This window comes from Sphaerisporangium sp. NPDC049457 (assembly GCF_055586705.1).
This window is the reverse complement of sequence record NZ_JBVJHR010000008.1, coordinates 42,899-62,634: the sequence shown is the minus strand read 5'-3', so window position 1 is coordinate 62,634 and position 19,736 is coordinate 42,899. Positions and strand designations below refer to the sequence as shown.

Sequence of the window (19,736 nt, the reverse complement as noted above, 5' to 3'; positions counted from 1 at the left end):
GGCTCAGAGCAGGTCCCAGGCGAGGTGGGCGATGGGGGGCCGGGTGCGCAGCAGCGCGTGCAACGCGTCCCAGCGGGCCGTACCGGCCCTGGTGTTCCGCACCAGGCCGGCCGTGACCAGCGCCTCGGTCCACGCGTCTTCGCCCTGTCCGGCCGCCGCCCGTTCGAGCACCGCCAGAACCGTCCGCCCGCCGCAGGCGGCGTACCCGGCCGTCCCCGCGTCATCCGCGACGAGAGCGGCGTCGCCCATCTCCGTCTCGCGGGCGAGCAGGGACAGCAGATGCGGCCAGCGGATGGTCAGGACCGCGAGCTTCGCCACCGCCTCGTCCGCCGCCTTGGGCGCTCCGGCGAGGGCGCGGCGATAGGTCACGAAGGAGTAGAAGCGAAAGACGTTCACATACCGCTTGAGCTCGCGCGGGTTGCTCAGCGTGAGAGCCGGCAGAACCCGCGCGATCGCGGCGTAGGCGTTCTCGTCACTGTAGAGGTCGTCGTAGACGCGGTCGGCGGCCAGGCGCGTCGCGGCCGACAGCCCGCCGATGGCGTCGTCGGACGCCGCGCCCAGCGTGTCCTGCGCCCGGCGGGCGACGATGTCCAGATCGCCGGCGGTCGGTCCCATCGCCCGGATCGCGGCCTCGATGCGGTCGACCAGTTCGGGGGCGGTCCGCGCGAACCGCTCGCCCCCGGTGCGCGCCTCGGCCGGGACGGCGCCCTTCGCGCCGCCCCTCCCCGAACCGACGCCCGCTGGACGGGCGCCCCGAGAGGCGGCGCCCTTCGCGGCGGCGCTTCCTGAACGGACGTCCACTGGACCGGTGCCCCGAGAGGCGGAGTCCATCGCCACGGGGTTCCGTGGACCGGAGGTCACCACCGCACCGGTGAATCCGTTGGACGAAACGGAAGCGGCGTCCTGTGACGCGGCGGAAGGCCGGCCGGAACCTGTGCCGGAGGAGAGCGCCGCGGCGGAGGGCGATGGCGCATCGGAAGGCGGTGGCGCGGAGGTCGATGGCGCATTGGAGGACGGGAGCGCGGCGGAGGAGGGGGGCGGGACCTCCAGCAGGGCGCGCAGGTAGGCCGGGAGCCGTTCGCCGTCGTCCAGCATCGGCACGCTCAGCGGAAGCTGCACGATCTTCTCCAGGAACCGCCATCCGAGCCCCGAGCGCTCCTCGGCGGAGGCGGGAAGCGAACGGGCGAGGTCCCGGTAGGCCACCTCGACGTGCGCCGCCACGACCTCCGGCTCCATCGCCAGGACGAACACGCAGTTGGGGAACTCCCCGGCGAGGAACAGGTTGACCGCCTCGATGACCTGCGCCACCGTGCCGGGCGAGCATCGGTCGAGGTCGTCCACGAACACCACCAGCGGGCGTTCCTCGGTGGCCACCATGCCGAGCACCCGCCGCATGTCGGTCTGCACCAGGTGCAGGAACCCGGTCCTGGACCGGTACCCGGGGTCGGGAGCCAGTTCACCGGCCGCGTCCTGCGCCCCGCCGAACAGGTCCGGCTGGCGGACGAGCCGCGTGAACGTGTTGTCCGCCGACTCGCCCATGAACCGTGCGAGTCGTATCCCGGCGGCGGCCAGGACGAGCAGTGATCCCCCGGAGCCGGCGGCGGCCGCCGCGCCGCGCAGCAGGGAGGCGGCGGCGGGCACCAGGGCCGCCGCGGCCAGAGACGCGCAGGTGACCAGCAGTGTGGCGCAGAAGGCCAGCGCGACGGGCAGCAGGCGGGTCGCGGCCAGCCGGTAGGCCCGCCGCCTGACCTCCTCACGGTCGACCCGCGCGAGGTTGAGCGCCAGCCAGAAGCGTTCGCGCTCGCCACGGGGGAGCCGGCCGGTGATCTGGCTGATGATCTCGTGGGCGAGTCCCGCCCACACCTGCTCGCCGCTCTGGTACATCCACGGGTTGAACCAGACCGTCGGCCGCCAGTCGGCGTGCCGCAGCGGCAGCTCGCCGGGGATCGCGTACTCCCGGCCGGCGGTGCCGGCGTCCTTGGCGCGGGAGAGCACCTCGGCGTTGGTCACCCGCCCCCCGGACCGGCGGGCGGTGTCCATGAGGTGGATCTCGGCCGGGCGGTCCTCGGCGGCGCCCGGGTCGAGCAGGTCCTGCACCATGCGCATCAGCGAGGTCTTGCCCGCGCCCCACGGGCCTTTCACGCCGATGGTCAGCGGTGGCCGGGTCTCCGGATGGCGGATGAACGCCGCGATGGCCTCGGCGTGGACGCGGTGCCCGAGGCGGTCCTGGAGCGTCCAGCGGTCGCCGGTCAGCCGGGCGCGGGGCTGTACGGCGCGCCGGGCGGCCCGCCATCGGCGCAGGACGGCCGACACGCGTGCCAGCTCCCGCGGGTCCGGCCGGCCGGTGAGCGCGCGGCGTACCGCGGGGTCGGCGAACGGCGTGCCTTTCCCGAGCAGCCCCCAGCCCGCCAGCTCCCTGAGAGCGTCGCCCACCCGCCGCCCACGCCCAGCCCCGCCGCCGCCCTCGTGCCCGCCGTCCACGCGGCCGTCGCGCGCGGGCCCGCCGCCCGTCCCACCCTCGTCACCAGAGGCGCCGTACGCCCGAGCGCCGTCCTCGTATCCGCCGTCCGCATGGACGTCGTCGTCTCCGGGGACGTCGTCCGGCTGGAGTTCGTCCATGAGGAGCGCGGCGGTGGCCGCTGTGAGCGGCTCGTCGTCGGCGAGGAGGGTCGCGCGGCGCAGCAGCCGCCTGGCGCCCTCGTCCAGGTGCACGTCATAGATCCGGCACACCAGCTCGGCGGCCGAGGCCGGGGCGACGGTGTCGCCGGCGGCCGCCAGGCGGGCGAGCGCGGCCCCGAAGACGGGCCCGAGGTCGCGGGCGGACGGCCGGGCGCAGGCGACGGCGATGAGCTCGCCCTCGCCATAGGTGAGCAGGTAGGGACGGCGTTCGGCGCCGAGGTCGGCGTACCGCTCCTCGGCGTACCGGTACAGGTCGCCGACGGAGATGGTCCCGTCCAGGTCCATATCGGCCTCGCCCGACAGGATGCCATCGGCCAGGATCGCCGTAAGGGACACGGCGCGGCCCGGGCGCTCCGCGGGCATCGTGGCGCTGGTGGTGAGCGCGGCGGCCGCGGCGACCGGTTCCCCGCGGACGCGCAGCCGGGTGAGCGTCTCGTGCGGGTGGCCGGGATTGGCCGTCACCAGCCAGCCGAAGTCCACGATCAGCACCAGCGCCGCGCCGTCGGAGCGCTCGACGCGGCGGGCGAACTCGCCCATCAGCGCGCCGAACTCGCCCGGCCCCCATCCCGATTCGGTGGACCAGCGGACCAGGAGCAGGTCGCCGGGTTCGACGGTGTCCAGGAACGTCCCGACCCGGGTGTGGTCGCCGGCGACGCACTCGGCGGTCTGGACCGCGTACCCCTCGGAGGTGAGGGCGTGGACGAGCCTTCGGTCGGCCGCGCCGCCCGTACTGGCCGAGCCTTCGCCGTCGCGGTCGAGGAACACCAGCGCCCTGCGGTTCCCGATCTTCGGGGCGGGCGGCGCGGAAACGATCATCGTGGTCATCGGCGGCTCCCATGGCCGGGCGGCGGGCTCGACGCCCAGGACCGCCGGGCCGCGTGATGCGGCGCAGCCCCGATGGTCCCAGAGGCCTGGCCGACCCTAGGCCGGACGCGCCCCGCCGCCGCCACCCCTTTACAGGATGTTTGCCGTCTCTCCCACGCTCCCCGGGCCGTCACCGCCCAAGGCGCCGGCCTCGCCGTATCCCCATCCCACCGCCGCGGCGCCCCTGACGGACATCCGTCGGTGAGGTGGAGCACGCGAGGCGAACCGGACCGGTGGTCCGGTCGGTGCAGGGTGTCCCCCGATGGATGCGGGGCGAGAGAACCTCCCCCCGGTGAGTGGTGACGGGGGCGTCCGGTCGGCGTGGGAGGCGCGGTGGGGAGGGGGGAGGAACGTTTGAGTGAGAGGAGAGGTCAGAGGGGGCGGGACCAGGTTTGTTCGGTTACTTCTGTGCCGTAGGCGGGCCTGGTGTGCTCGGCGTCCAGGGTGAAGCCGGCCCGTTGGTACACGCGGCGGGCGGCGGTCAGGGTGTCGACGGTCATCAGCACGATGCGCTCGTAACCGGCGCGCTTGGCGAAGGACAGGCACTCGTCGACGAGCCGGCCCCCGATGCCCGAGCCGCGCGCCGACGGCTCGACCAGCAGCAGGCGGAGCCGCGCCGTCCGGTCGTCGTCCCTGACGCAGAAGACCGAGCCGGCGGGCTCGCCGTCGACCTCGGCGATCCAGGCGGCCTCGCGCCGGGGATCGTGGCCCTCGACGTAGTCGGCGACGATGCGCGCGGTCAGCGCCTCGAACGTCTCGTCCCAGCCGTACTCCTCGGCGTACAGCAACCCGTGGCGGTGCACCACCCAGCCGAGGTCGCCGGGCCGGGGCGGGCGGATGACGTACCGGCCGGGGGCCGGACGGTCGTCCAGAACCTGCTGGATCGTGGTCATGGCGGTGATCAGGCGCCGCCGGTCCTCTTCGGTGAGCGGTTCGAGCAGGGCGCTCACGCCGGCCGCCGAGGCGTCGTCGAGCGTCCGCCAGACCTGCCGGCCGCGCGCGCTGAGGCGGACGACCTGCCGCCGGGCGTCGGCGGAGGAGCGTTCCCGCGTGACCAGGCCGTCGGTCTCGAACCGGGCGAGCATGCGGCTGAGGTATCCGGCGTCCAGGCCCAGCATCCGCCGCAGCTCGCCGGTCTCCGTCGCGTCCCTGTTCGGCTCGCCGGTCTCGGTCGTGTCCTTCTTGAGCTCGCCGGTCCCGGTGGCGTCCTTCTTCTGCAGCTCGTAGAGCACCCGGGCCTCGGTGAGGGAGTACGCCGTGTCGTGCATGCCGGCGCCGAGCACGCCGATGACGCGGGTGTAGAAGCGGTTGAACCCGCGGACACGGGCGACGAGCTCCTCCATATCGTTGCTCCAATCAAAGGATTCCTTGACCGAGTCAAACACATCCGCGCCGCGTGTTCCATACCGCGGCCCCGATCAAGGTCGCGGCAGGGTCGTGGCGGTATCGTCGATCACATGGAATCCGGGCGCGAGCTGCTCTACATCGGCGGATACACACCCGACACCGGGGGGACGGGCCCGGGTGTGAGCGTCGTCCGCAGGCAGGCGGACGGGTCGCTGCGGGCGCTGGCCGAGACCGGCGCTCCCGGGCCGTCCTTCCTGGCCCTGCACCCCCGGCTGCCCGTGCTGTACGCGGCCCTGGAGTGCGAGGAGGGCGGGGTGGCCGCCTACTCCGCCGACCCGGACGGCCCCACGCTGCTCGCCGACGGCGCGAGCGGCGGGTCCTATCCCTGTCACGTGGCCGTGGATCCGACCGGCACGTGGCTCGCGGTCGCGAACTACGGCGACGGCACGGTGGCGGTGTTCCGGCTCGGCAGCTCGGGCCTGTTCCAGGGGCGTCCCAAGCTGTTCCCGCACGAGGGGCACGGCCCCGACCCGGCCCGCCAGGCCGAGCCGCACGCCCACCAGGCGGTGTTCGGCCCCGGCGCCGTCCTGCACGTCACCGACCTCGGCACCGACGAGGTGCGGCGCTACCTGCTCGGCGCGGGGCCGGCCGAGCACCCCGAGGGCCCGGTGCGGCTGGCGCCCGGCAGCGGCCCGCGCCACATGCTCCACCGCGACGGCCGCTGGTACGTCGGCTGCGAGCTGGACGGCACGGTCGCGGTGTACGACTCCTCCTGGCGCGAGCTGGCCCGCAGGCCGGCCAGCCATGTCGGCATGCCCAACTACGTCTCCCACGTCGAGATGTCGGCCGACGGCCGCCACCTGTACGTCGGCAACCGCGGGCCGGACACCATCGGCGTCTTCGAGGTCGGGCGGCCGGGCGGCGAGGAGGCCGTCCTGACGCAGGTGGCCGAGGTCGGATCGGGCGGTCTGTGGCCGCGCCACTTCGCCGTGTCCGGCGATCGCATGTACGTCGCCAACGAGCGCTCGGACGCGGTGACGACCTTCGTCCTGCGGGACGGGATCCCCGTGCCCGCCGGGGAAAGCTACAAGATCGGCAGCCCTTCGTGCGTACTCGCCGCCCCCACGGGAGCATCACCGGTAGTGTGAGAAAGGCCTCTCACCCCGGTTGGTCTAGACCATTGATTGTGGCTGGGGCAAAATCTGTACCATCGGCGGCCACTGGAGCGCGCGAAGCGCCCGGGGCGGCCGTGCATCTCACTCGAAAATCTCAATGCGTACCTCATCGGGAGGAACCCGTCATGCGTATCGGCGTGCTCACAGGAGGCGGAGACTGCCCTGGGCTCAACGCGGTCATCCGCGCCGTCGTCCGCAAGGGCATCGGAGTCTACGGCCACGAGTTCGTGGGGTTCCGTGACGGCTGGCGCGGCCCGCTCGAGGGCGAGACGATGCCGCTGGAGATCGCGACCGTGCGCGGCATCCTCCCACGCGGCGGCACCATCCTCGGCTCTTCGCGCACCAACCCGATCAAGATCGAGGGCGGCGTCGACCGCATCAAGGCCAACCTCGCCGACACCGGCGTCGACGCGCTCATCGCGATCGGCGGCGAGGACACCCTGGGCGTCGCCAAGCAGCTGTTCGACCGCGGCGTGAACGTCGTCGGCGTGCCCAAGACGATCGACAACGACCTCAACGCCACCGACTACACCTTCGGCTTCGACACCGCCGTCAACATCGCCGTCGAGGCGATCGACCGCCTGCACACCACCGCCGAGTCCCACCACCGCGCGCTGATCTGCGAGGTCATGGGCCGTCACGCCGGCTGGATCGCCCTGCACGCCGGCATGGCGGGCGGCGCCAACGTCATCCTCATCCCCGAGAAGCCGTTCGACATCGACAAGGTCTGCGAGTACGTCGAGAGCCGCTTCGAGACCCGCTACTCGCCGATCATCGTGGTCGCCGAGGGGGCCCACCCGATCGAGGGCCAGATGGCGCTGCAGGCGGGCGAGCTGGACGCCTTCGGCCACGTCCGCCTGGGCGGCATCGGAGAGTTCCTCGCCAAGGAGATCGAGAAGCGCACGGGCAAGGAGGCCCGCACCACCGTGCTCGGCCACGTCCAGCGCGGCGGCACCCCCACAGCCTACGACCGCGTGCTCGCCACCCGCTTCGGCCTGCAGGCGATCGACGCCGCCCACGAGGGCGACTTCGGCAAGATGGTCGCGCTGCAGGGCACCGACATCGTCCGGGTCGGCCTCGACGCCGCGACGTCCGAGCTGAAGACCGTGCCGGTGTCCCGCTACGAGGAGGCCGAGGTCTTCTTCGGCTGATCGGAGCTCCGAGCGGCAGCGCCGCCCCGGCCGTCGCGGCCGGGGCGGCGCGCGTCTCACGACCCGGGTGTGTCGCGGCGGCGGAAAAGAGACCCCTCCTCAGGCGGCGGCCCGGGCTGGGCGCGGGGTGCGACGGCAGGGGGGACGTGCTCGGCGAACTGGGCGCGGTGCCGCTCGATCTGGGCGATCAGCCTCTCCTCGCTCTCGCGCTCCTCGCGGGACGGCGACAGCATCACCACCAGCAGCAGCACCAGGGTGATCAGGCTGATCACGATGAGCAGCGGCAGCAGGAAGCTCAGGCCGGGCGCGCCCGCGAGTGCTTCAGCGGTTTTGGAGCGATCCAGAGTGACGCTGAGCGAGAACATGCCGGTGTAGTGCATGCCGACGACCGCGAAACCCATGATAAGCGCGGCCCCCGTCGTCGCCGGCCAGCCTTCCACCCGCAGGCTGAACCACAGCGCGACGGTCGAGGCGACCACCGCGATCAACACCGACGCCCCGACGGTCAGCGGGTCGTAGTGCTTGACGGCGGCCATGTGGATGGCGGCCATGCCGAGGTAGTGCATCGCGGCGACCCCGACCCCGGTGAGCACGCCCGCGCCGAGCAGGGCCGGGAGGCGTTCGCCGGACCGCGACACCAGCGCCAGGCCGACGCCCACCATGACGACGGCGACCAGGGCGGAGACGACGGTGAGCGGGACGTCGTAGGTGATCGCCGTTCCGGCGACGCTGAACCCCATCATGGCGATGAAGTGCATCACCCAGATGCCGGTGCCGCCGAGTGCGAGCGCGGCGCCGGCCAGCCACGGAAGACGGGAGGCGCCCCGTATGCCGCGCGTCCGGGAGGCCAGCAGCAGGCCGAGCAGGGACCCGATGACCGACATCGCGTACGCGGCCAGCGGGGTGAACACTCCCTGAGAGAAGTGGTCGATATGCGACACTGAGCTTCCTTACCTGACAAATGATCTTTTGGGGGCCGTGCTGGCTATTCGCGACATCAGGGCCTTTCGCGGATGCTATTCGGTTTCTCCGATTATTGGGTTTCTTCCAGCCGAAAAAGAGGGCCCGCTGCGTGCCCGGCCGGGTGTGCGCGCCCTCGAGGCCGCGCGGCTGACGCCGGCCACGTGAGGCGGGGGGATCCGGCGGCCCCGGATCCGGGATAAATTGAGGAGTGCCGCAGCGCGGGACGACCTCCCGCCCGCACGCGACCCACCCCGACTCCACCATCCCCGCCGGAGGCAACCCCATGTCCGTCGTGCCCCCGTCAGCTCTGGGCGAGCCCTGCGTGCTCCTCAAACTGGGCGAGGTCGTCCTCAAGGGCAGGAACCGCGAGCTGTTCGAGCGGCAGTTGCAGGCCAACATCAAGGCGGCGCTGAAGGGCTTCGGCGTCAAGATCGACGTACGGCAGCGCCACGGCGTCATCGCGATCCTGCTGCCCGAGGGCACCGGCGTCGAGACCGCCGACGCGATCGCCCGGCGCCTCACCGACGTGGTCGGCCTGGTGTGGATCCACCGCGCCTGGCGGGTCGCCAAGGACCCCGACGCCGTCACCGCCGCCGCGCTCGAACTGGTCGCCGGCCGCCCCGAGGTCGAGCGCCGCGCCACCTTCGCCGTGCGCTCCCGCCGCCGCGACAAGCGGTTCCCGCTGCGCTCCAACGAGCTCGACCGCATGGTCGGCGGCGAGATCAACGACAAGTACGGTCTGCCGGTGAGCCTGAAGAACCCCGAGCTCACCGTGCACATCGAGGTCGACAGGGACGAGGTGTTCGTCTTCACCGACGGCCTGCCCGGCCAGGGCGGCCTCCCGGTGGGCACGAGCGGGCGCGGCCTGGTGCTGATGTCCGGCGGCATCGACTCCCCGGTCGCCGCCTACCGCATGCTCCGGCGCGGGCTGCAGGTCGACTTCCTGCACTTCTCCGGCATCCCGTTCACCACCTCAGAGTCGATCTACAAGGCGTACGCGCTGGTGCGGGAGCTGAGCAAGTTCCAGGGCAACGCGCGGCTGTTCGTGGTGCCGTTCGGAAAGGCGCAGCAGTCGCTCAAGGCCTCCGGCGCCGACCGCCTGCAGGTGGTGGCCCAGCGCCGCCTGATGCTCAAGACCGCCGAGGAGGTCGCCCACCGCCTGCGCCGCAACGTGCTGGTCACCGGAGACTCGCTCGGCCAGGTGTCCTCGCAGACGCTGCAGAACATCACCGCGCTCGACGACGCCGTGGACCTGCCGATCCTGCGTCCGCTCATCGGCATGGACAAGACCGAGATCATGGCGGAGGCGCGGCGCATCGGCACCCTGGCGATCTCCGAGCTGCCCGACGAGGACTGCTGCACCCTGCTGACCCCGCGCCGCGCCGAGACGGCCGCCAAGATCGCCGACCTGCGGCAGATCGAGAAGCGCCTGGACGCCGAGGAGCTCGCCGTCCAGCTCGCCGACTCCATCCAGGAGTACAAGCTCGACGTCGCGCCGTCCGGCGTCTGACCCACCGGGCGGGCCCGGCCCCGTCCGGGACGGCGTCGCCGCGCCGGAGAGGGCCGTGCCGGCCCGCAGGTGGGCGTGCCACGGTCGCCGCGGCGCCGGGCACGCCCGCCTCGCCGGGGTCAGGCCACGGGGGTGAGCCTGGTGGCGGCGGTGCGGTTCATCAGCGGCGGGAAGTCGCGCATGATGGCGGCCAGCTCTTCCAGGTCGCCGTCCACCAGCGCCTGCGGGCCGTCGCACAGGGCCTGCTCGGGGGTCGGGTGCACGTCGATGATCACTCCGTCGGCCCCGGCGGCGATCGCCGAGCGGGTCAGCGGCAGCACCAGGTCGCGGCGGCCGCCCGAGTGCGACGGGTCCACGATGACCGGCAGGTGCGCCAGCCGCTGGGCCACCGGCACGGCCGAGATGTCCAGGGTGTTGCGCGTCGCGGTCTCGAACGTGCGGATGCCGCGCTCGCACAGCACGATGTCCAGGTTGCCGCGCTGGGCGATGTACTCGGCGGCCATGAGCCACTCTTCGATCGTGGCGTTCATGCCGCGCTTGAGCATGACCGGCCTGCCCACCGACCCGACGGCCTGCAGGAGCGCGAAGTTCTGCGCGTTGCGCGTGCCGACCTGGAGCATGTCGGCGTAGGAGGCGACCAGCTCGACGTCGTGCGCGTCCACCACCTCGGTGACGATCGGCAGACCGGTCTCGGCGCGCACGTCCGCAAGGATGCGCAGCCCCTTCTCACCGAGCCCCTGGAAGGCGTACGGGGAGGTGCGGGGCTTGTACGCCCCGCCGCGCAGCAGGGTCGCGCCGGCGGCCTGCGCCATCCGCGCGGCGGCGAGGGTCTGGTCCGGGGTCTCCACGGCGCACGGCCCGGCGATCAGCGTCACGGTGCCCGGCCCGATCGGCACCCCGCCCACCCGCACCGTCGAACGCTCGGGATGGTTGTCCCTGCTCACGAGCTTGTAGGGGGTCGAGACGCGCATCACATCGGCCACGCCGGTCATGCCGCCCAGGTTCAGGTTCATGAACTGGGTGATGTCCCCGACCAGACCGATGATCGTCCGGTTGACGCCACGGCTGACGAACGCGTCACCGCCGGCCGTGGCGACGAGGTCGACGATCGCGTCGACGTCCTGCTGAGTGGCCTCGGGGGCCATGACGATGACCATGGTGGTGCCCTTTCTGCTGGACCGCGGCGTGGCGGTCGCCTGGTGGACGCCCGGGAAACGACGAAGGCCCCGGGTCCGTTCGGACCCGGGGCCTTCGTCGACGTTTGCCGGTCAGCGCAGCATCTGACGGCGAACGGTCCGCTCCACGGGTCCGTCGCCATACCAAAACTCAAACGCAGTACGCATCGCCGCCAGCATAACCCATCCCGGCGCGCCGGGACCCGCCCGCGCGGGCGCGGCGGTCCGCGAGGCGGGGTGCGGGCGGCGCGCGGCGGGGGTGGCCCCGGGGTTAACCGGGAGCCAATGGCGGGTGACCGGGACCGCGATGGCAGGATTGCTGCGTGCCGGATCCAACCGAGGAAACTCGTCTTCCCCCCGGGCAGTACGTCCCCCGTGGCCGCCCGGTCCTCCACTACGGCCGGGTCCCGCAGTTCCGGCCTGAGCGCTGGAACCTGTCGGTCTTCGGCGCCACGGCGTCGGGGGAGGAGATCCGCTTCAGCTGGCCGGAGTTCTCCGCCCTGCCGCGCGTCGCGGTCATCGCCGACTTCCACTGCGTCACCAAGTTCTCGCTCATGGGCAACGAGTGGGGCGGCGTGCCCGCCGCCGGCCTGCTGGCGGCCGTTCCTCCGGCGCCAGAGGTGACCCACGTCATGATCTGGGGGGAGTACGGCTACAGCGCCAACCTCCGCCTCGCCGACTTCGACCGCGACTCCACCCTGTTCGCCCTCGAACTGGACGAGAAGCCGCTGACGGCCGAGCGCGGCTTTCCCGTGCGCATGATCGTGCCCCACCTGTACGCGTGGAAGAGCGTCAAGTGGGTGCGCGCCGTGGAGTACATGGTCGGCGACCGCCGCGGGTTCTGGGAGGAACGCGGCTACCACAACGTCGGCGACCCCTGGCGCGAGCAGCGGTACGCCTACCAGGAGGAGCCGGGCGAGGGCCCCGCCTAGCGCGCCGCCCACGCGGATCCGCCGAGCAGGGCGCCGCTCGGGCCCTGTCCGGGTTCCCACACGATCACACTTGGTCACCGATTACGGTTGCCCGCATGCTGCACACCGGGTGGGCGCTGCTGTGCGTCCTGAGCGGCCTGGTCGCCTACCGCGTGGGCCGCCGTCGCGGCGACGCCGGCTCACGCGACCGGGCCGGCGACACCGCCTTCGACACGCTGCACCTGGCCGCGATGGCCGCCCCCTACCTGCGGGCCGGGCTGTCGCGCGACTCCGCCCGCAGGGCCGTGCGCCACCTGCGCGCCCTCGTCGGCACGGCCGCCCTCGCCGTCACCTCCACCGACCAGGTGCTCGCCTGGGACGGCGGCCGCGAGCCGCCCGGCGAAGCCCACGTGCGCGACCTCATCGGGCACGTCCACGGCATCCTCGCCGGTGGGCGGCCGCACCTCGTGGCCGGGGACGAGCTGTTCTGCGAGGCGGAGGACTGCGCCATCCGCGGCGCCGTCGTGGTGCCGCTGACCGTGGACAGGCGGGTCATCGGCGCCCTGGCCGCCTACGACCCCCAGGTCGGCGCCCCCCTGGTGCGGGCGGTCACCGAGGTCGGCAAGTGGGCGTCGGGTCAGCTTGAGCTGGCCGAACTGGACGCCACGCGCCGGCGGGCGATGGAGGCCGAGACGCGGGCGCTGCGGGCGCAGATCTCGCCGCACTTCGTCTGCAACTCGCTGGCCACGATCGCCTCCTTCACCCGCACCGAGCCCGACCGGGCCCGCGAACTGCTGCTGGACTTCGCCGACTTCGCCCGGCACGCCCTGCGCCGCGCCGGCGACTTCACCACACTGTCGGACGAGCTGACCTGCGTCGACCGCTACCTGCTGCTGGAACGGGCCCGCTTCGGCGACAAGCTGCGCTACGTCGTGGACGTCGTCCCCGAGGTCATGCCGGTGCCCGTGCCGTTCCTGTGCCTGCAGCCCCTGGTGGAGAACGCCATCACCCACGGCATCCGCCGCGGCGGCGGGTCCGGCGAGGTGAGCGTCGTGGTGCGCGACGCCGGGGAGGAGGTCCACATCACCGTCGAGGACGACGGTGCCGGCATGGAGCCCGAGCGCGTGCGGCGGCTGCTGGCCGGTGAGCCGCCCAGCGGCGACGGCGGCGGCATCGGGCTGGCGAACGTCGACGTGCGGCTGCGCCAGATCTACGGCCAGGAGTACGGGCTCGTCATCGACACGGCCCCGGACGAAGGCACCACGGTCCGCATGCGGGTGCCGAAAATCCGGCCAAACTATAACTGACCGCATTCGGGTCACGACTGAATGTTGATAGAGGGCTTGCCCGAGCGGCGGTGCGGACGGCAGTTTGGTCTCCATGCTCCGTGTGTTGGCGGTCGACGACGAGGTGCACGCGCTGTCGGAGCTGGCCTACCTCCTCCGGCAGGACGGCCGCGTCGAGCAGGTGCTGACGGCCTCGGACGGGGTCGCGGCGCTGCAGGACATGGTCGCGATGATCGGTGCCGGAGAACGGCTCGACGGCGTCTTCCTCGACATCCGCATGCCCGGCCTCGACGGCCTCGACCTGGCGAGGCTGGTCGGCGCCTTCCCCAGCCCGCCCAAACTGGTCTTCGTCACCGCGCATGACGACCGCGCGGTGCAGGCGTTCGAGCTGGAGGCCGTCGACTACCTGCTCAAGCCGCTGCGCCCCGACCGGGTCGCCGAGGCGGTGCGCCGCCTGGAACAGGCCGCCTACGGGCCTTCCGCGGCCGAGGCGGCGGTGGACGACGTCATCCCGGTCGAGCTGAGCGGGCGCACGTGCTTCGTGTCGCAGCACGCCGTCGCCTACGCCGAGGCCAGCGGCGACTACGTGCGCCTGCACACCGCCGAGGGCACCCATCTGGTGCGCATGTCGCTGGCGGCCCTGGAACGCCGCTGGGCGTCCTCGGGGTTCATCCGGATACACCGCAGCACGCTGGTGTCGGCCCGGCACGTCACCGAGATGCGCTTCGACGAGGGCCGCATCGTGTTACGCGTGGGAGAGACCACGCTGCCGGTGAGCCGCCGCCACAGCCGCCGCGTCCGCGAGCAGCTCGTCCGCCAGTTCCGCGCCCCCCTCCCGCAAGCGGCCCACCTGCCCGTCCCCCCAGGCGGCCTCCCCCGCCCCCTGCCGCCTCCCGCCGCAGGCCCCACCACCGCCACGACCGACCCGGCGCCCACGCCCTCCACCGACGACTAGAGCACCTCACCCCCGACCAAGGCACGGGTGCGTCGCAGTACCGCCATCTCTCGCTCGGCGGTGGCTCACCCCGGATCCGGCAGGTCCATCGACGCGAGCCTGGCCGGGTCGATCACGGTCGTGATGGCGGCGATCCGGCCCTCGACGATGGTGAACGCCATGACCGAGCCCGACCGAGTCGGCGAGCGCCACGGCGTCCTCGGGCGCGGGGTCGTCGTCGGCCGTCACCACGAGGTCGGTGAGCCGATCGTCGCGCCTCAGGGCGGGCCTGGCGCGACCGCAGGACATCCAGACTGATCCGGCCGACCACCGTGGTCAGCCGGCCCGCGAGGTTGTCGATCGTCGCCGCGTCCTGCCGGGAGAGGCGCAGCCAGGCCTCCTGGACCACGTCCTCGGCGTCGGCGTGCGATCCGAGCATGCGGTAGGCGACCGCGCGCAGCCGGTCGCGCTGGACCTCGAACGCCTCGCCCACCGGGTCTGCCGGGCTGGTATCGGACATGTTGTTACCTTCCTCGGATCCATTCCGTCATGGGTGATGACGGGCCCGGACGGGCTCGGGTAACTGATGAAGGAGCTCCACTGATGGAAGCACGCATGAAGAGCCGGGCGAACGCCGACGTGATGACGGCGGTCCAGCACCTCTACAAGGCGATTCACGCCGGCGGCGTCGACCCGCGCCTGCTCGGTCTGGTCCACCTGCGCGCCAGCCAGATCAACGGCTGCAGCCCGTGCGTCTTCGCCGGGGTCGAGTCGGCGAAGAAGCAGGGAGAGACCGATGGGCGGCTGCACAACGTGGTCACCTGGCGCGACACGCCGTTCTTGACCGAGGCGGAGCGGGCCGCGCTCGCGCTGACCGAGGCCGCCACCCGCATCCAGGACGGCGCACCAGGCGTGACCGTCGAGATCTGGGACGCCGCCGCGGCGCACTTCGACGAGACACAGCTGGCCGCGATCAACCTGGAGATCGCGCTGACCAACTTCTTCCCAAGCTGACAGCGCGGGTCCGATGCCCATCACCCGCTCCAACACCACGGCCGAGCTCACGAATGCGATCTAGAGCTGGGCCTTCCTCGTCCCCCTAGCTAGCGCTGATCACTCCCGAACAAAGCCTGCCACCACGGCGGAGGACCGCCACTGCCGGAGGAGCAGCAGAAGCTCTGCGGATTGAGACTCAAAGCGGCATTCTGCAACTTATACGTTCACGAACTGTCGGTGATGCACCGTTAGAGGCTCGATTTCAGTAGCGTCGTCATCGACGACGAGTTCGACGCGGAACCGTACCCCCATCGCCACGCCGAGGCGCAGCAATGTCGCTATGTCTGGGATGCCGCCACCGCCCTCGATGCGAGACAGGGCGGGCTGGGACATCCCGGAGCGCTCCGCAACGACCTTCTGAGACAGGCCTCGGCGCTTACGGATTTCACGCAACTGGTCTCCGAGCTCCAGGTCACGGCCCGCCTGCTCGTATTCGGGGTGGGGCTGCGCATCCGCTTCCATCTCGCGCAGACGCTTCGCCTTGTAGGTTTCCCAACGGCTGTGACCCATCATGCGCTCCTCTCGAACACGTGCGTGACGGTCAGGTCATGCTCTGCCTCGCACCGCTTCTTCGCAGCGATCGCTCGGTCGATGTCGGCGGTCTGCGTCCCGTCCTGGGTCTTGCGGAAGACAGTCAGTACCACGATCACCTTGTTGGATGGCTTCCAGAAGGTCAACCGCCAGGTCGTGCGGTCCAGAGCGACACGCAGTTCGTGCACACCTTCGGCATCCTTCAACTTCTTCACGTGGTCTCCATCGGGGATGCCGCCGCTGACGAGGTAGTCGTCCACATTTCGCATAACCCGCTGGTAGAGCGCAAAGGGAAGCCCGTCCAGCCAAGACTCCACCTCCGGCTCTAGACCGATCTCCCACTGAGACATACCCTCAATGGTATATGTCCTCAATGGTAACTCGTGGCGTGGATGAACACCAGGCCTGACACCGCGTTCGCATCTCGCTCCCGGCCGCTGTCCCAGATCAGCGACTCAACCGCTCCGGATCTGACACCGCAGATGCAGATCATGATCTGCCAGGAGCCCGTCCAGACCACCAGGGCTTGACGGAATCGCTGGAGTGCCCAGGGGTATGGCAACGGCCACCAGTTCGTGATCATTCGTGCCGGACGACCTCACTACGGCGGCACAGCGCTCACCGTAGTGAGTGACCCCGATGCCGAGATGGCGTGCCAGATCCGTGCCAGATAGTACGGGGAACCACAGTTGCTCGCGGACACTCACGGTCAGCCGGTCCGCCCTGACCTGCATCCCTGTTTCGCTGCTCAGGGCAGCCAGCTCAGTATCCGGTTCAACCGGCTCAAGCGTACGATCCGGGAGCAGGCCGGCAAGACCTGGTGAGCCGGTCGGGGCGTCATCCATCCGGAGGCCGGATGCCGTGCCTTCCGAAGCGAGGGATGACGCCCCGGCGGCTCGCGCGCGAGCCCCCGTGCTGCCGCTCGTCGGCCGTGGGACGCCGCTCGTCGCGCCACTACGCTCCGCACATCGCTGGCTACTGACCGCTCGGCGAGCGGAACCCGAAGGACCCACGCGACCCGGATGACACACCGTAATGTCGTCCGCGTCGAAGAGCCACAGTGCGTGACCGGGGGGGACACCAGCCCTGTTGGGCCGGACGGACCTTGGCTACGCGGACCCGATGGTGATCGCCGAGTTCCCGCGCCCGCGCGGGTGGCCGGCGACCGCCATGGTCGCCGGGCCCTTACCGGGGGGTAGGGCCCGTCGGCCCAGGCGGGCGGGGTGTTCGCCGATCGGCCGCAAGGCCCCGCACGTGATCCGGCCCAAGGGGGGCGGCCGGATCCCGTTGGCGAACACTCCGCCCGGCCCGCACCTCAGTGCCGGACCGCTCCGACCCCGTGATCGGCGCGGTCCCTGCGAACGGGTACGGCGGTCGCGAGATCGGCGGTCTCAGTGGACGGGTGCGACGGCGGCGGACTCGCGGAGCTTCTTCAGCAGCAGGATGTCCTCGCGGTGCTTCTCGGCCTTGCCGGGCGTCTCGATGCACAGAGGGACCCCGGCGGCGACCGGATGGCGCAGCAGGTCGGCGAAGGCGTCGGCTCCGATGTGCCCGGCGCCGATGTTCTCGTGACGGTCGCGCTTGGACCCGCACAGGTCCTTGGAGTCGTTCGCGTGCAGCAGCTTCAGCCGTCCCGGCGCGACGGCGTGCAGCGCGTCCAGCATCTCCGCGACCCCGCCCGGCGCGGCGAGGTCGTGCCCGGCGGCGAAGGCGTGGCAGGTGTCCAGGCAGACGTTCGCCCGCGGATGGTGGTCGAGGGCCGCGAGATAGGGCTCCAGGTCCTGGACGGTGGCGCAGAGCATCCGCCCCTGGCCGGCCATCGGCTCCAGCAGCAGATCGGGGCCGTCCTCGGGAATCTCCTCCAGCAGCGGCAGCAGGTGCTCGTGGAGCTGGCGCATCGCGTCGTCGCGCGACTGGGTGACCGCCGACCCGGTGTGGACCACCACGCCGAGCGCCCCGATCTCGGCGCCGCGCCGCAGCGCGTGCCGGACGCTCTCGACGGACTTCTCGAGCGTGTCGGCGCTGGGCGAGCCCATGTTCACCAGGTAGGGCGTGTGGATGAACACCGGGATGTCCGACTCGCGCAGCGCGGCGTCCTCGGCGGGCTTGCCCGCGGTCAGGGCCCAGCCGCGCGGATTGGTCACGAAGACCTGGATGATCTCGGCTTCGATCTCGGCCGCGTAGCGCAGGCCGCCGGTCGCCAGACCGCCCGCGACCAGGGCGTGGCCGCCGATGAGAGAGGTTACCGTCATGATGCTTCCAGCTTATGGGAGCGCCTTCGGTGCTCGTGGGAACCCCCTCAGCGGCGCGCTGGGCGGCGGGGGTTGGAGCATGACACGAAAAACCATGGCGATGCGCCCGCCCACTTGGGAGATCCCGCCGCTGGACCGCGCCCGCCCGCGGCTGTTCCACTAGCTGGCATGCCGAACGTGACATCCGGCCGGCGCGACCTTGCCGCTTTCAACGCGCTCGGTACGGCGCAGGCCGAGCGGGAGCTGCTGAGCTGCTGCGCCGCGCCCGCGTTCGCCCGCCGTGTCGCAGCCATGCGCCCGTACGCCGACGCCGCCGCGCTGGCCGCGGCCGCGCAGGAGGCCGTCCGCGGGCTGAGCCGGCCGGAGGTGCTCCAGGCGCTGTCCGCCCACCCGCGCATCGGCGACCGGGCCGCCGGCGCCGGCAGGGAGGCGTCCTGGTCCCGTGCCGAGCAGGCCGGCGCGGCCGGCGCCGACCGCAGGATCCTCGCCGAGCTCGCCGCGGGCAACACGCGGTACGAGCAGCGGTTCGGCCACGTGTACCTGGTGTGCGCCACCGGGCTGACGGCGCGGGAGATGCTCGACCGGCTGACGGAAAGGCTGGACAACGACGAGGACGCCGAATGGGCGGTGGTGCGCGAGGAGCTCGCGAAGATCGCCGTACTGCGCGTCGTGAAGCTCGTGACCGGCGACCAGGAGGAGACGTGAGCCTGTCCACCCATGTGCTGGACTCCAGCAGAGGCCGTCCCGCGGAAGGCGTGGCGGTGACGCTGCACCAAGGCGACCGGGTCGTCGGCAGCGGCGTGACCGACGGCGACGGCCGCCTGAGCGACTGGCTGCCCGACGGGGAGCCCGGCAGGGGAGTCCACCGCCTGGTCTTCGACACCGGAGCCTACTTCGCCGCGAACGGCGTGGCCGCCTTCTACCCGGAGGTCGTGGTCACGTTCGTCGTGGCCGACCCCGCGGCGCACTACCACGTGCCGCTGCTGCTCAGCCCGTTCGCCTACTCGACCTACCGGGGGAGCTAGCGATGGCCGTCGTCCTAGGACCGAACCGCTACGGCAAGGCGGAGACCCGCGTCGTGCGCGTCACCCGCGACGGCGAGGTGCACCACGTCAAGGACTGCAACGTCAGCGTCTCGCTCTCCGGCGCCATGGAGGACGTGCACAGGCACGGCGACAACGCCGCCGTGCTGCCCACCGACTCGCAGAAGAACACCGTGTACGCCTTCGCCAAGAAGCACGGCATCGGGGAGATCGAGGAGTTCGCCCTGCTGCTGGCCCGCCACTTCGTCGGCTCCCAGCCCACGATCCACCACGCCCGGGTGGAGGTGGAGGAGTACGCCTGGGAGCGCCGCGGGCCCCACTCGTTCGCGCGCTCGGGCGCCGAGGTGCGCACGTGCGTCGTCCACCACGACCGGGACGGCACGACCACCGTGGTGTCGGGGCTGCGCGACCTGGTGGTGCTCAACTCCACCGGCTCGGAGTTCCACGGGTTCGCCCGCGACGAGTACACGACGCTGCCGCCCGCCACCGACCGCGTCCTGGCCACCGCCGTGACCGCCCGCTGGCGGCACGTCCCCCGAGACGGGGCCGAGCCCTACGACCACGGCAAGTCATACGATGAGGTGCGGCGATGCCTGCTGGACGCCTTCGCGGGCACCTACAGCCTCTCGTTGCAGCAGACGCTGTTCGCCATGGGCGAGCGGGTCCTGCGGACGCGCCCCGAGATCTGCGAGGTCCGGCTGGAACTGCCCAACAAACACCACTTCCTGGTGGATCTGGCGCCGTTCGGCCTGGACAACGACAACGAGGTCTACTTCGCCGCCGACCGCCCGTACGGGCTGATCGAGGGGGCCGTGCTGCACGACGACGCCCCGCCCGCCGGCCCCGCCTGGGACTAGGA

The 19,736-nt window shown here is 71.8% G+C and carries 18 protein-coding genes and 1 pseudogene; 11 read left to right on the top strand and 8 right to left on the bottom strand.

What is annotated here, in order from left to right:
* Positions 1–3 precede the first annotated feature (3 nt).
* Together ACZ6QO_RS14355 and ACZ6QO_RS14350 are read right to left on the bottom strand one after the other, a co-directional pair.
* Positions 4–3,504, bottom strand: coding sequence for a P-loop NTPase fold protein (locus ACZ6QO_RS14355; protein WP_465850789.1), 3,501 nt, complete (start codon positions 3,502–3,504; stop codon positions 4–6).
* A 410-nt stretch (positions 3,505–3,914) separates the two neighbouring features.
* Entirely contained in the window at positions 3,915–4,886 is a 972-nt protein-coding gene (locus ACZ6QO_RS14350; RefSeq protein WP_465850787.1) for a bifunctional helix-turn-helix transcriptional regulator/GNAT family N-acetyltransferase, read from the bottom strand.
* Between the two features lie 114 nt (positions 4,887–5,000).
* On the opposite strand from ACZ6QO_RS14350, the gene ACZ6QO_RS14345 reads away from it, so the two are divergent.
* A complete protein-coding gene (locus ACZ6QO_RS14345; RefSeq protein ID WP_465850785.1) occupies positions 5,001–6,038 on the top strand; it encodes a lactonase family protein in 1,038 nt (345 codons plus the stop codon).
* 152 nt (positions 6,039–6,190) lie between these two features.
* A complete protein-coding gene (locus tag ACZ6QO_RS14340; RefSeq protein WP_465850784.1) occupies positions 6,191–7,216 on the top strand; it encodes a 6-phosphofructokinase in 1,026 nt (341 codons plus the stop codon).
* A 56-nt stretch (positions 7,217–7,272) separates the two neighbouring features.
* On the opposite strand, the gene ACZ6QO_RS14335 is transcribed toward ACZ6QO_RS14340, so the two are convergent.
* Positions 7,273–8,157 (bottom strand): MHYT domain-containing protein, encoded by an 885-nt coding sequence (locus tag ACZ6QO_RS14335; RefSeq protein WP_465850782.1) that lies wholly within the window; start codon positions 8,155–8,157, stop codon positions 7,273–7,275.
* A 305-nt stretch (positions 8,158–8,462) separates the two neighbouring features.
* On the opposite strand from ACZ6QO_RS14335, the gene thiI reads away from it, so the two are divergent.
* Positions 8,463–9,689, top strand: a complete 1,227-nt coding sequence (thiI, locus tag ACZ6QO_RS14330; RefSeq protein ID WP_465851130.1) for a tRNA uracil 4-sulfurtransferase ThiI — start codon at positions 8,463–8,465, stop codon at positions 9,687–9,689.
* 119 nt (positions 9,690–9,808) lie between these two features.
* Here thiI and aroF read toward each other — a convergent pair whose 3' ends face one another.
* Positions 9,809–10,846: a 3-deoxy-7-phosphoheptulonate synthase gene (aroF, locus tag ACZ6QO_RS14325; RefSeq protein ID WP_465850781.1), complete on the bottom strand. Its 1,038-nt coding sequence runs from the start codon at positions 10,844–10,846 to the stop codon at positions 9,809–9,811.
* Positions 10,847–11,187: 341 nt separating this feature from the next.
* On the opposite strand from aroF, the gene ACZ6QO_RS14320 reads away from it, so the two are divergent.
* The 4 genes from ACZ6QO_RS14320 to ACZ6QO_RS14305 all read left to right on the top strand — a co-directional run bounded on the left by ACZ6QO_RS14320 (position 11,188) and on the right by ACZ6QO_RS14305 (position 14,313).
* Positions 11,188–11,796, top strand: coding sequence for a sulfite oxidase-like oxidoreductase (locus ACZ6QO_RS14320; protein WP_465850779.1), 609 nt, complete (start codon positions 11,188–11,190; stop codon positions 11,794–11,796).
* A 95-nt stretch (positions 11,797–11,891) separates the two neighbouring features.
* The gene (locus ACZ6QO_RS14315; protein ID WP_465850777.1) at positions 11,892–13,082 is read left to right on the top strand and encodes a histidine kinase; all 1,191 of its coding nucleotides are present in this window, start codon (positions 11,892–11,894) and stop codon (positions 13,080–13,082) included.
* Positions 13,083–13,155: 73 nt separating this feature from the next.
* The gene (locus ACZ6QO_RS14310) at positions 13,156–14,016 is read left to right on the top strand and encodes a LytR/AlgR family response regulator transcription factor (protein ID WP_465850775.1); all 861 of its coding nucleotides are present in this window, start codon (positions 13,156–13,158) and stop codon (positions 14,014–14,016) included.
* Between the two features lie 60 nt (positions 14,017–14,076).
* Positions 14,077–14,313: a hypothetical protein gene (locus ACZ6QO_RS14305; RefSeq protein ID WP_465851144.1), complete on the top strand. Its 237-nt coding sequence runs from the start codon at positions 14,077–14,079 to the stop codon at positions 14,311–14,313.
* Between the two features lie 31 nt (positions 14,314–14,344).
* Here the strand turns inward: ACZ6QO_RS14305 and ACZ6QO_RS14300 are convergent.
* Positions 14,345–14,434 (bottom strand): annotated as a pseudogene (locus tag ACZ6QO_RS14300) (sigma factor); the annotation flags it as partial.
* A 164-nt stretch (positions 14,435–14,598) separates the two neighbouring features.
* Here ACZ6QO_RS14300 and ACZ6QO_RS14295 point away from each other — a divergent pair.
* On the top strand, positions 14,599–15,009 hold the full coding sequence (locus tag ACZ6QO_RS14295) for a carboxymuconolactone decarboxylase family protein (RefSeq protein WP_465850773.1): 411 nt from the start codon (positions 14,599–14,601) through the stop codon (positions 15,007–15,009).
* Positions 15,010–15,207: 198 nt separating this feature from the next.
* On the opposite strand, the gene ACZ6QO_RS14290 is transcribed toward ACZ6QO_RS14295, so the two are convergent.
* The 3 genes from ACZ6QO_RS14290 to ACZ6QO_RS14280 all read right to left on the bottom strand — a co-directional run bounded on the left by ACZ6QO_RS14290 (position 15,208) and on the right by ACZ6QO_RS14280 (position 17,834).
* A complete protein-coding gene (locus tag ACZ6QO_RS14290; protein ID WP_465850772.1) occupies positions 15,208–15,564 on the bottom strand; it encodes a helix-turn-helix domain-containing protein in 357 nt (118 codons plus the stop codon).
* Positions 15,561–15,932, bottom strand: a complete 372-nt coding sequence (locus ACZ6QO_RS14285; RefSeq protein ID WP_465850770.1) for a type II toxin-antitoxin system RelE/ParE family toxin — start codon at positions 15,930–15,932, stop codon at positions 15,561–15,563. Before ACZ6QO_RS14285 ends, ACZ6QO_RS14290 begins: the two co-directional genes overlap by 4 nt.
* Positions 15,933–16,973: 1,041 nt before the next feature.
* Positions 16,974–17,834, bottom strand: a complete 861-nt coding sequence (locus tag ACZ6QO_RS14280) for a deoxyribonuclease IV (RefSeq protein WP_465850769.1) — start codon at positions 17,832–17,834, stop codon at positions 16,974–16,976.
* A gap of 168 nt (positions 17,835–18,002) precedes the next feature.
* Between ACZ6QO_RS14280 and uraD the strand changes: the two genes are divergently transcribed.
* Genes uraD through pucL form a run of 3 tightly spaced genes read left to right on the top strand, consistent with a single transcriptional unit; the run spans position 18,003 to position 19,734 of the window.
* Entirely contained in the window at positions 18,003–18,539 is a 537-nt protein-coding gene (gene uraD, locus ACZ6QO_RS14275) for a 2-oxo-4-hydroxy-4-carboxy-5-ureidoimidazoline decarboxylase (protein ID WP_465850767.1), read from the top strand.
* The gene (uraH, locus tag ACZ6QO_RS14270; protein WP_465850765.1) at positions 18,536–18,859 is read left to right on the top strand and encodes a hydroxyisourate hydrolase; all 324 of its coding nucleotides are present in this window, start codon (positions 18,536–18,538) and stop codon (positions 18,857–18,859) included. Before uraD ends, uraH begins: the two co-directional genes overlap by 4 nt.
* 2 nt (positions 18,860–18,861) lie before the next feature.
* Entirely contained in the window at positions 18,862–19,734 is an 873-nt protein-coding gene (gene pucL, locus ACZ6QO_RS14265) for a factor-independent urate hydroxylase (protein WP_465850764.1), read from the top strand.
* Positions 19,735–19,736: the final 2 nt, after the last annotated feature.

Excerpts from the sequence above, each read along its gene's own strand:
- ACZ6QO_RS14310 (WP_465850775.1), top strand. The coding sequence starts at position 13,156 with ATGCTCCGTGTGTTGGCGGTCGACGACGAGGTGCACGCGCTGTCGGAG.
- ACZ6QO_RS14290 (WP_465850772.1), bottom strand. The coding sequence starts at position 15,564 with ATGATGGGTCACAGCCGTTGGGAAACCTACAAGGCGAAGCGTCTGCGC.
- ACZ6QO_RS14350 (WP_465850787.1), bottom strand. The coding sequence starts at position 4,886 with ATGGAGGAGCTCGTCGCCCGTGTCCGCGGGTTCAACCGCTTCTACACC.
- ACZ6QO_RS14345 (WP_465850785.1), top strand. The coding sequence starts at position 5,001 with ATGGAATCCGGGCGCGAGCTGCTCTACATCGGCGGATACACACCCGAC.
- ACZ6QO_RS14315 (WP_465850777.1), top strand. The coding sequence starts at position 11,892 with ATGCTGCACACCGGGTGGGCGCTGCTGTGCGTCCTGAGCGGCCTGGTC.
- ACZ6QO_RS14355 (WP_465850789.1), bottom strand. The coding sequence starts at position 3,504 with ATGACCACGATGATCGTTTCCGCGCCGCCCGCCCCGAAGATCGGGAAC.
- ACZ6QO_RS14285 (WP_465850770.1), bottom strand. The coding sequence starts at position 15,932 with ATGTCTCAGTGGGAGATCGGTCTAGAGCCGGAGGTGGAGTCTTGGCTG.
- ACZ6QO_RS14340 (WP_465850784.1), top strand. The coding sequence starts at position 6,191 with ATGCGTATCGGCGTGCTCACAGGAGGCGGAGACTGCCCTGGGCTCAAC.
- ACZ6QO_RS14280 (WP_465850769.1), bottom strand. The coding sequence starts at position 17,834 with ATGACGGTAACCTCTCTCATCGGCGGCCACGCCCTGGTCGCGGGCGGT.
- ACZ6QO_RS14295 (WP_465850773.1), top strand. The coding sequence starts at position 14,599 with ATGGAAGCACGCATGAAGAGCCGGGCGAACGCCGACGTGATGACGGCG.
- uraD (WP_465850767.1), top strand. The coding sequence starts at position 18,003 with ATGCCGAACGTGACATCCGGCCGGCGCGACCTTGCCGCTTTCAACGCG.
- aroF (WP_465850781.1), bottom strand. The coding sequence starts at position 10,846 with ATGGTCATCGTCATGGCCCCCGAGGCCACTCAGCAGGACGTCGACGCG.
- pucL (WP_465850764.1), top strand. The coding sequence starts at position 18,862 with ATGGCCGTCGTCCTAGGACCGAACCGCTACGGCAAGGCGGAGACCCGC.
- thiI (WP_465851130.1), top strand. The coding sequence starts at position 8,463 with ATGTCCGTCGTGCCCCCGTCAGCTCTGGGCGAGCCCTGCGTGCTCCTC.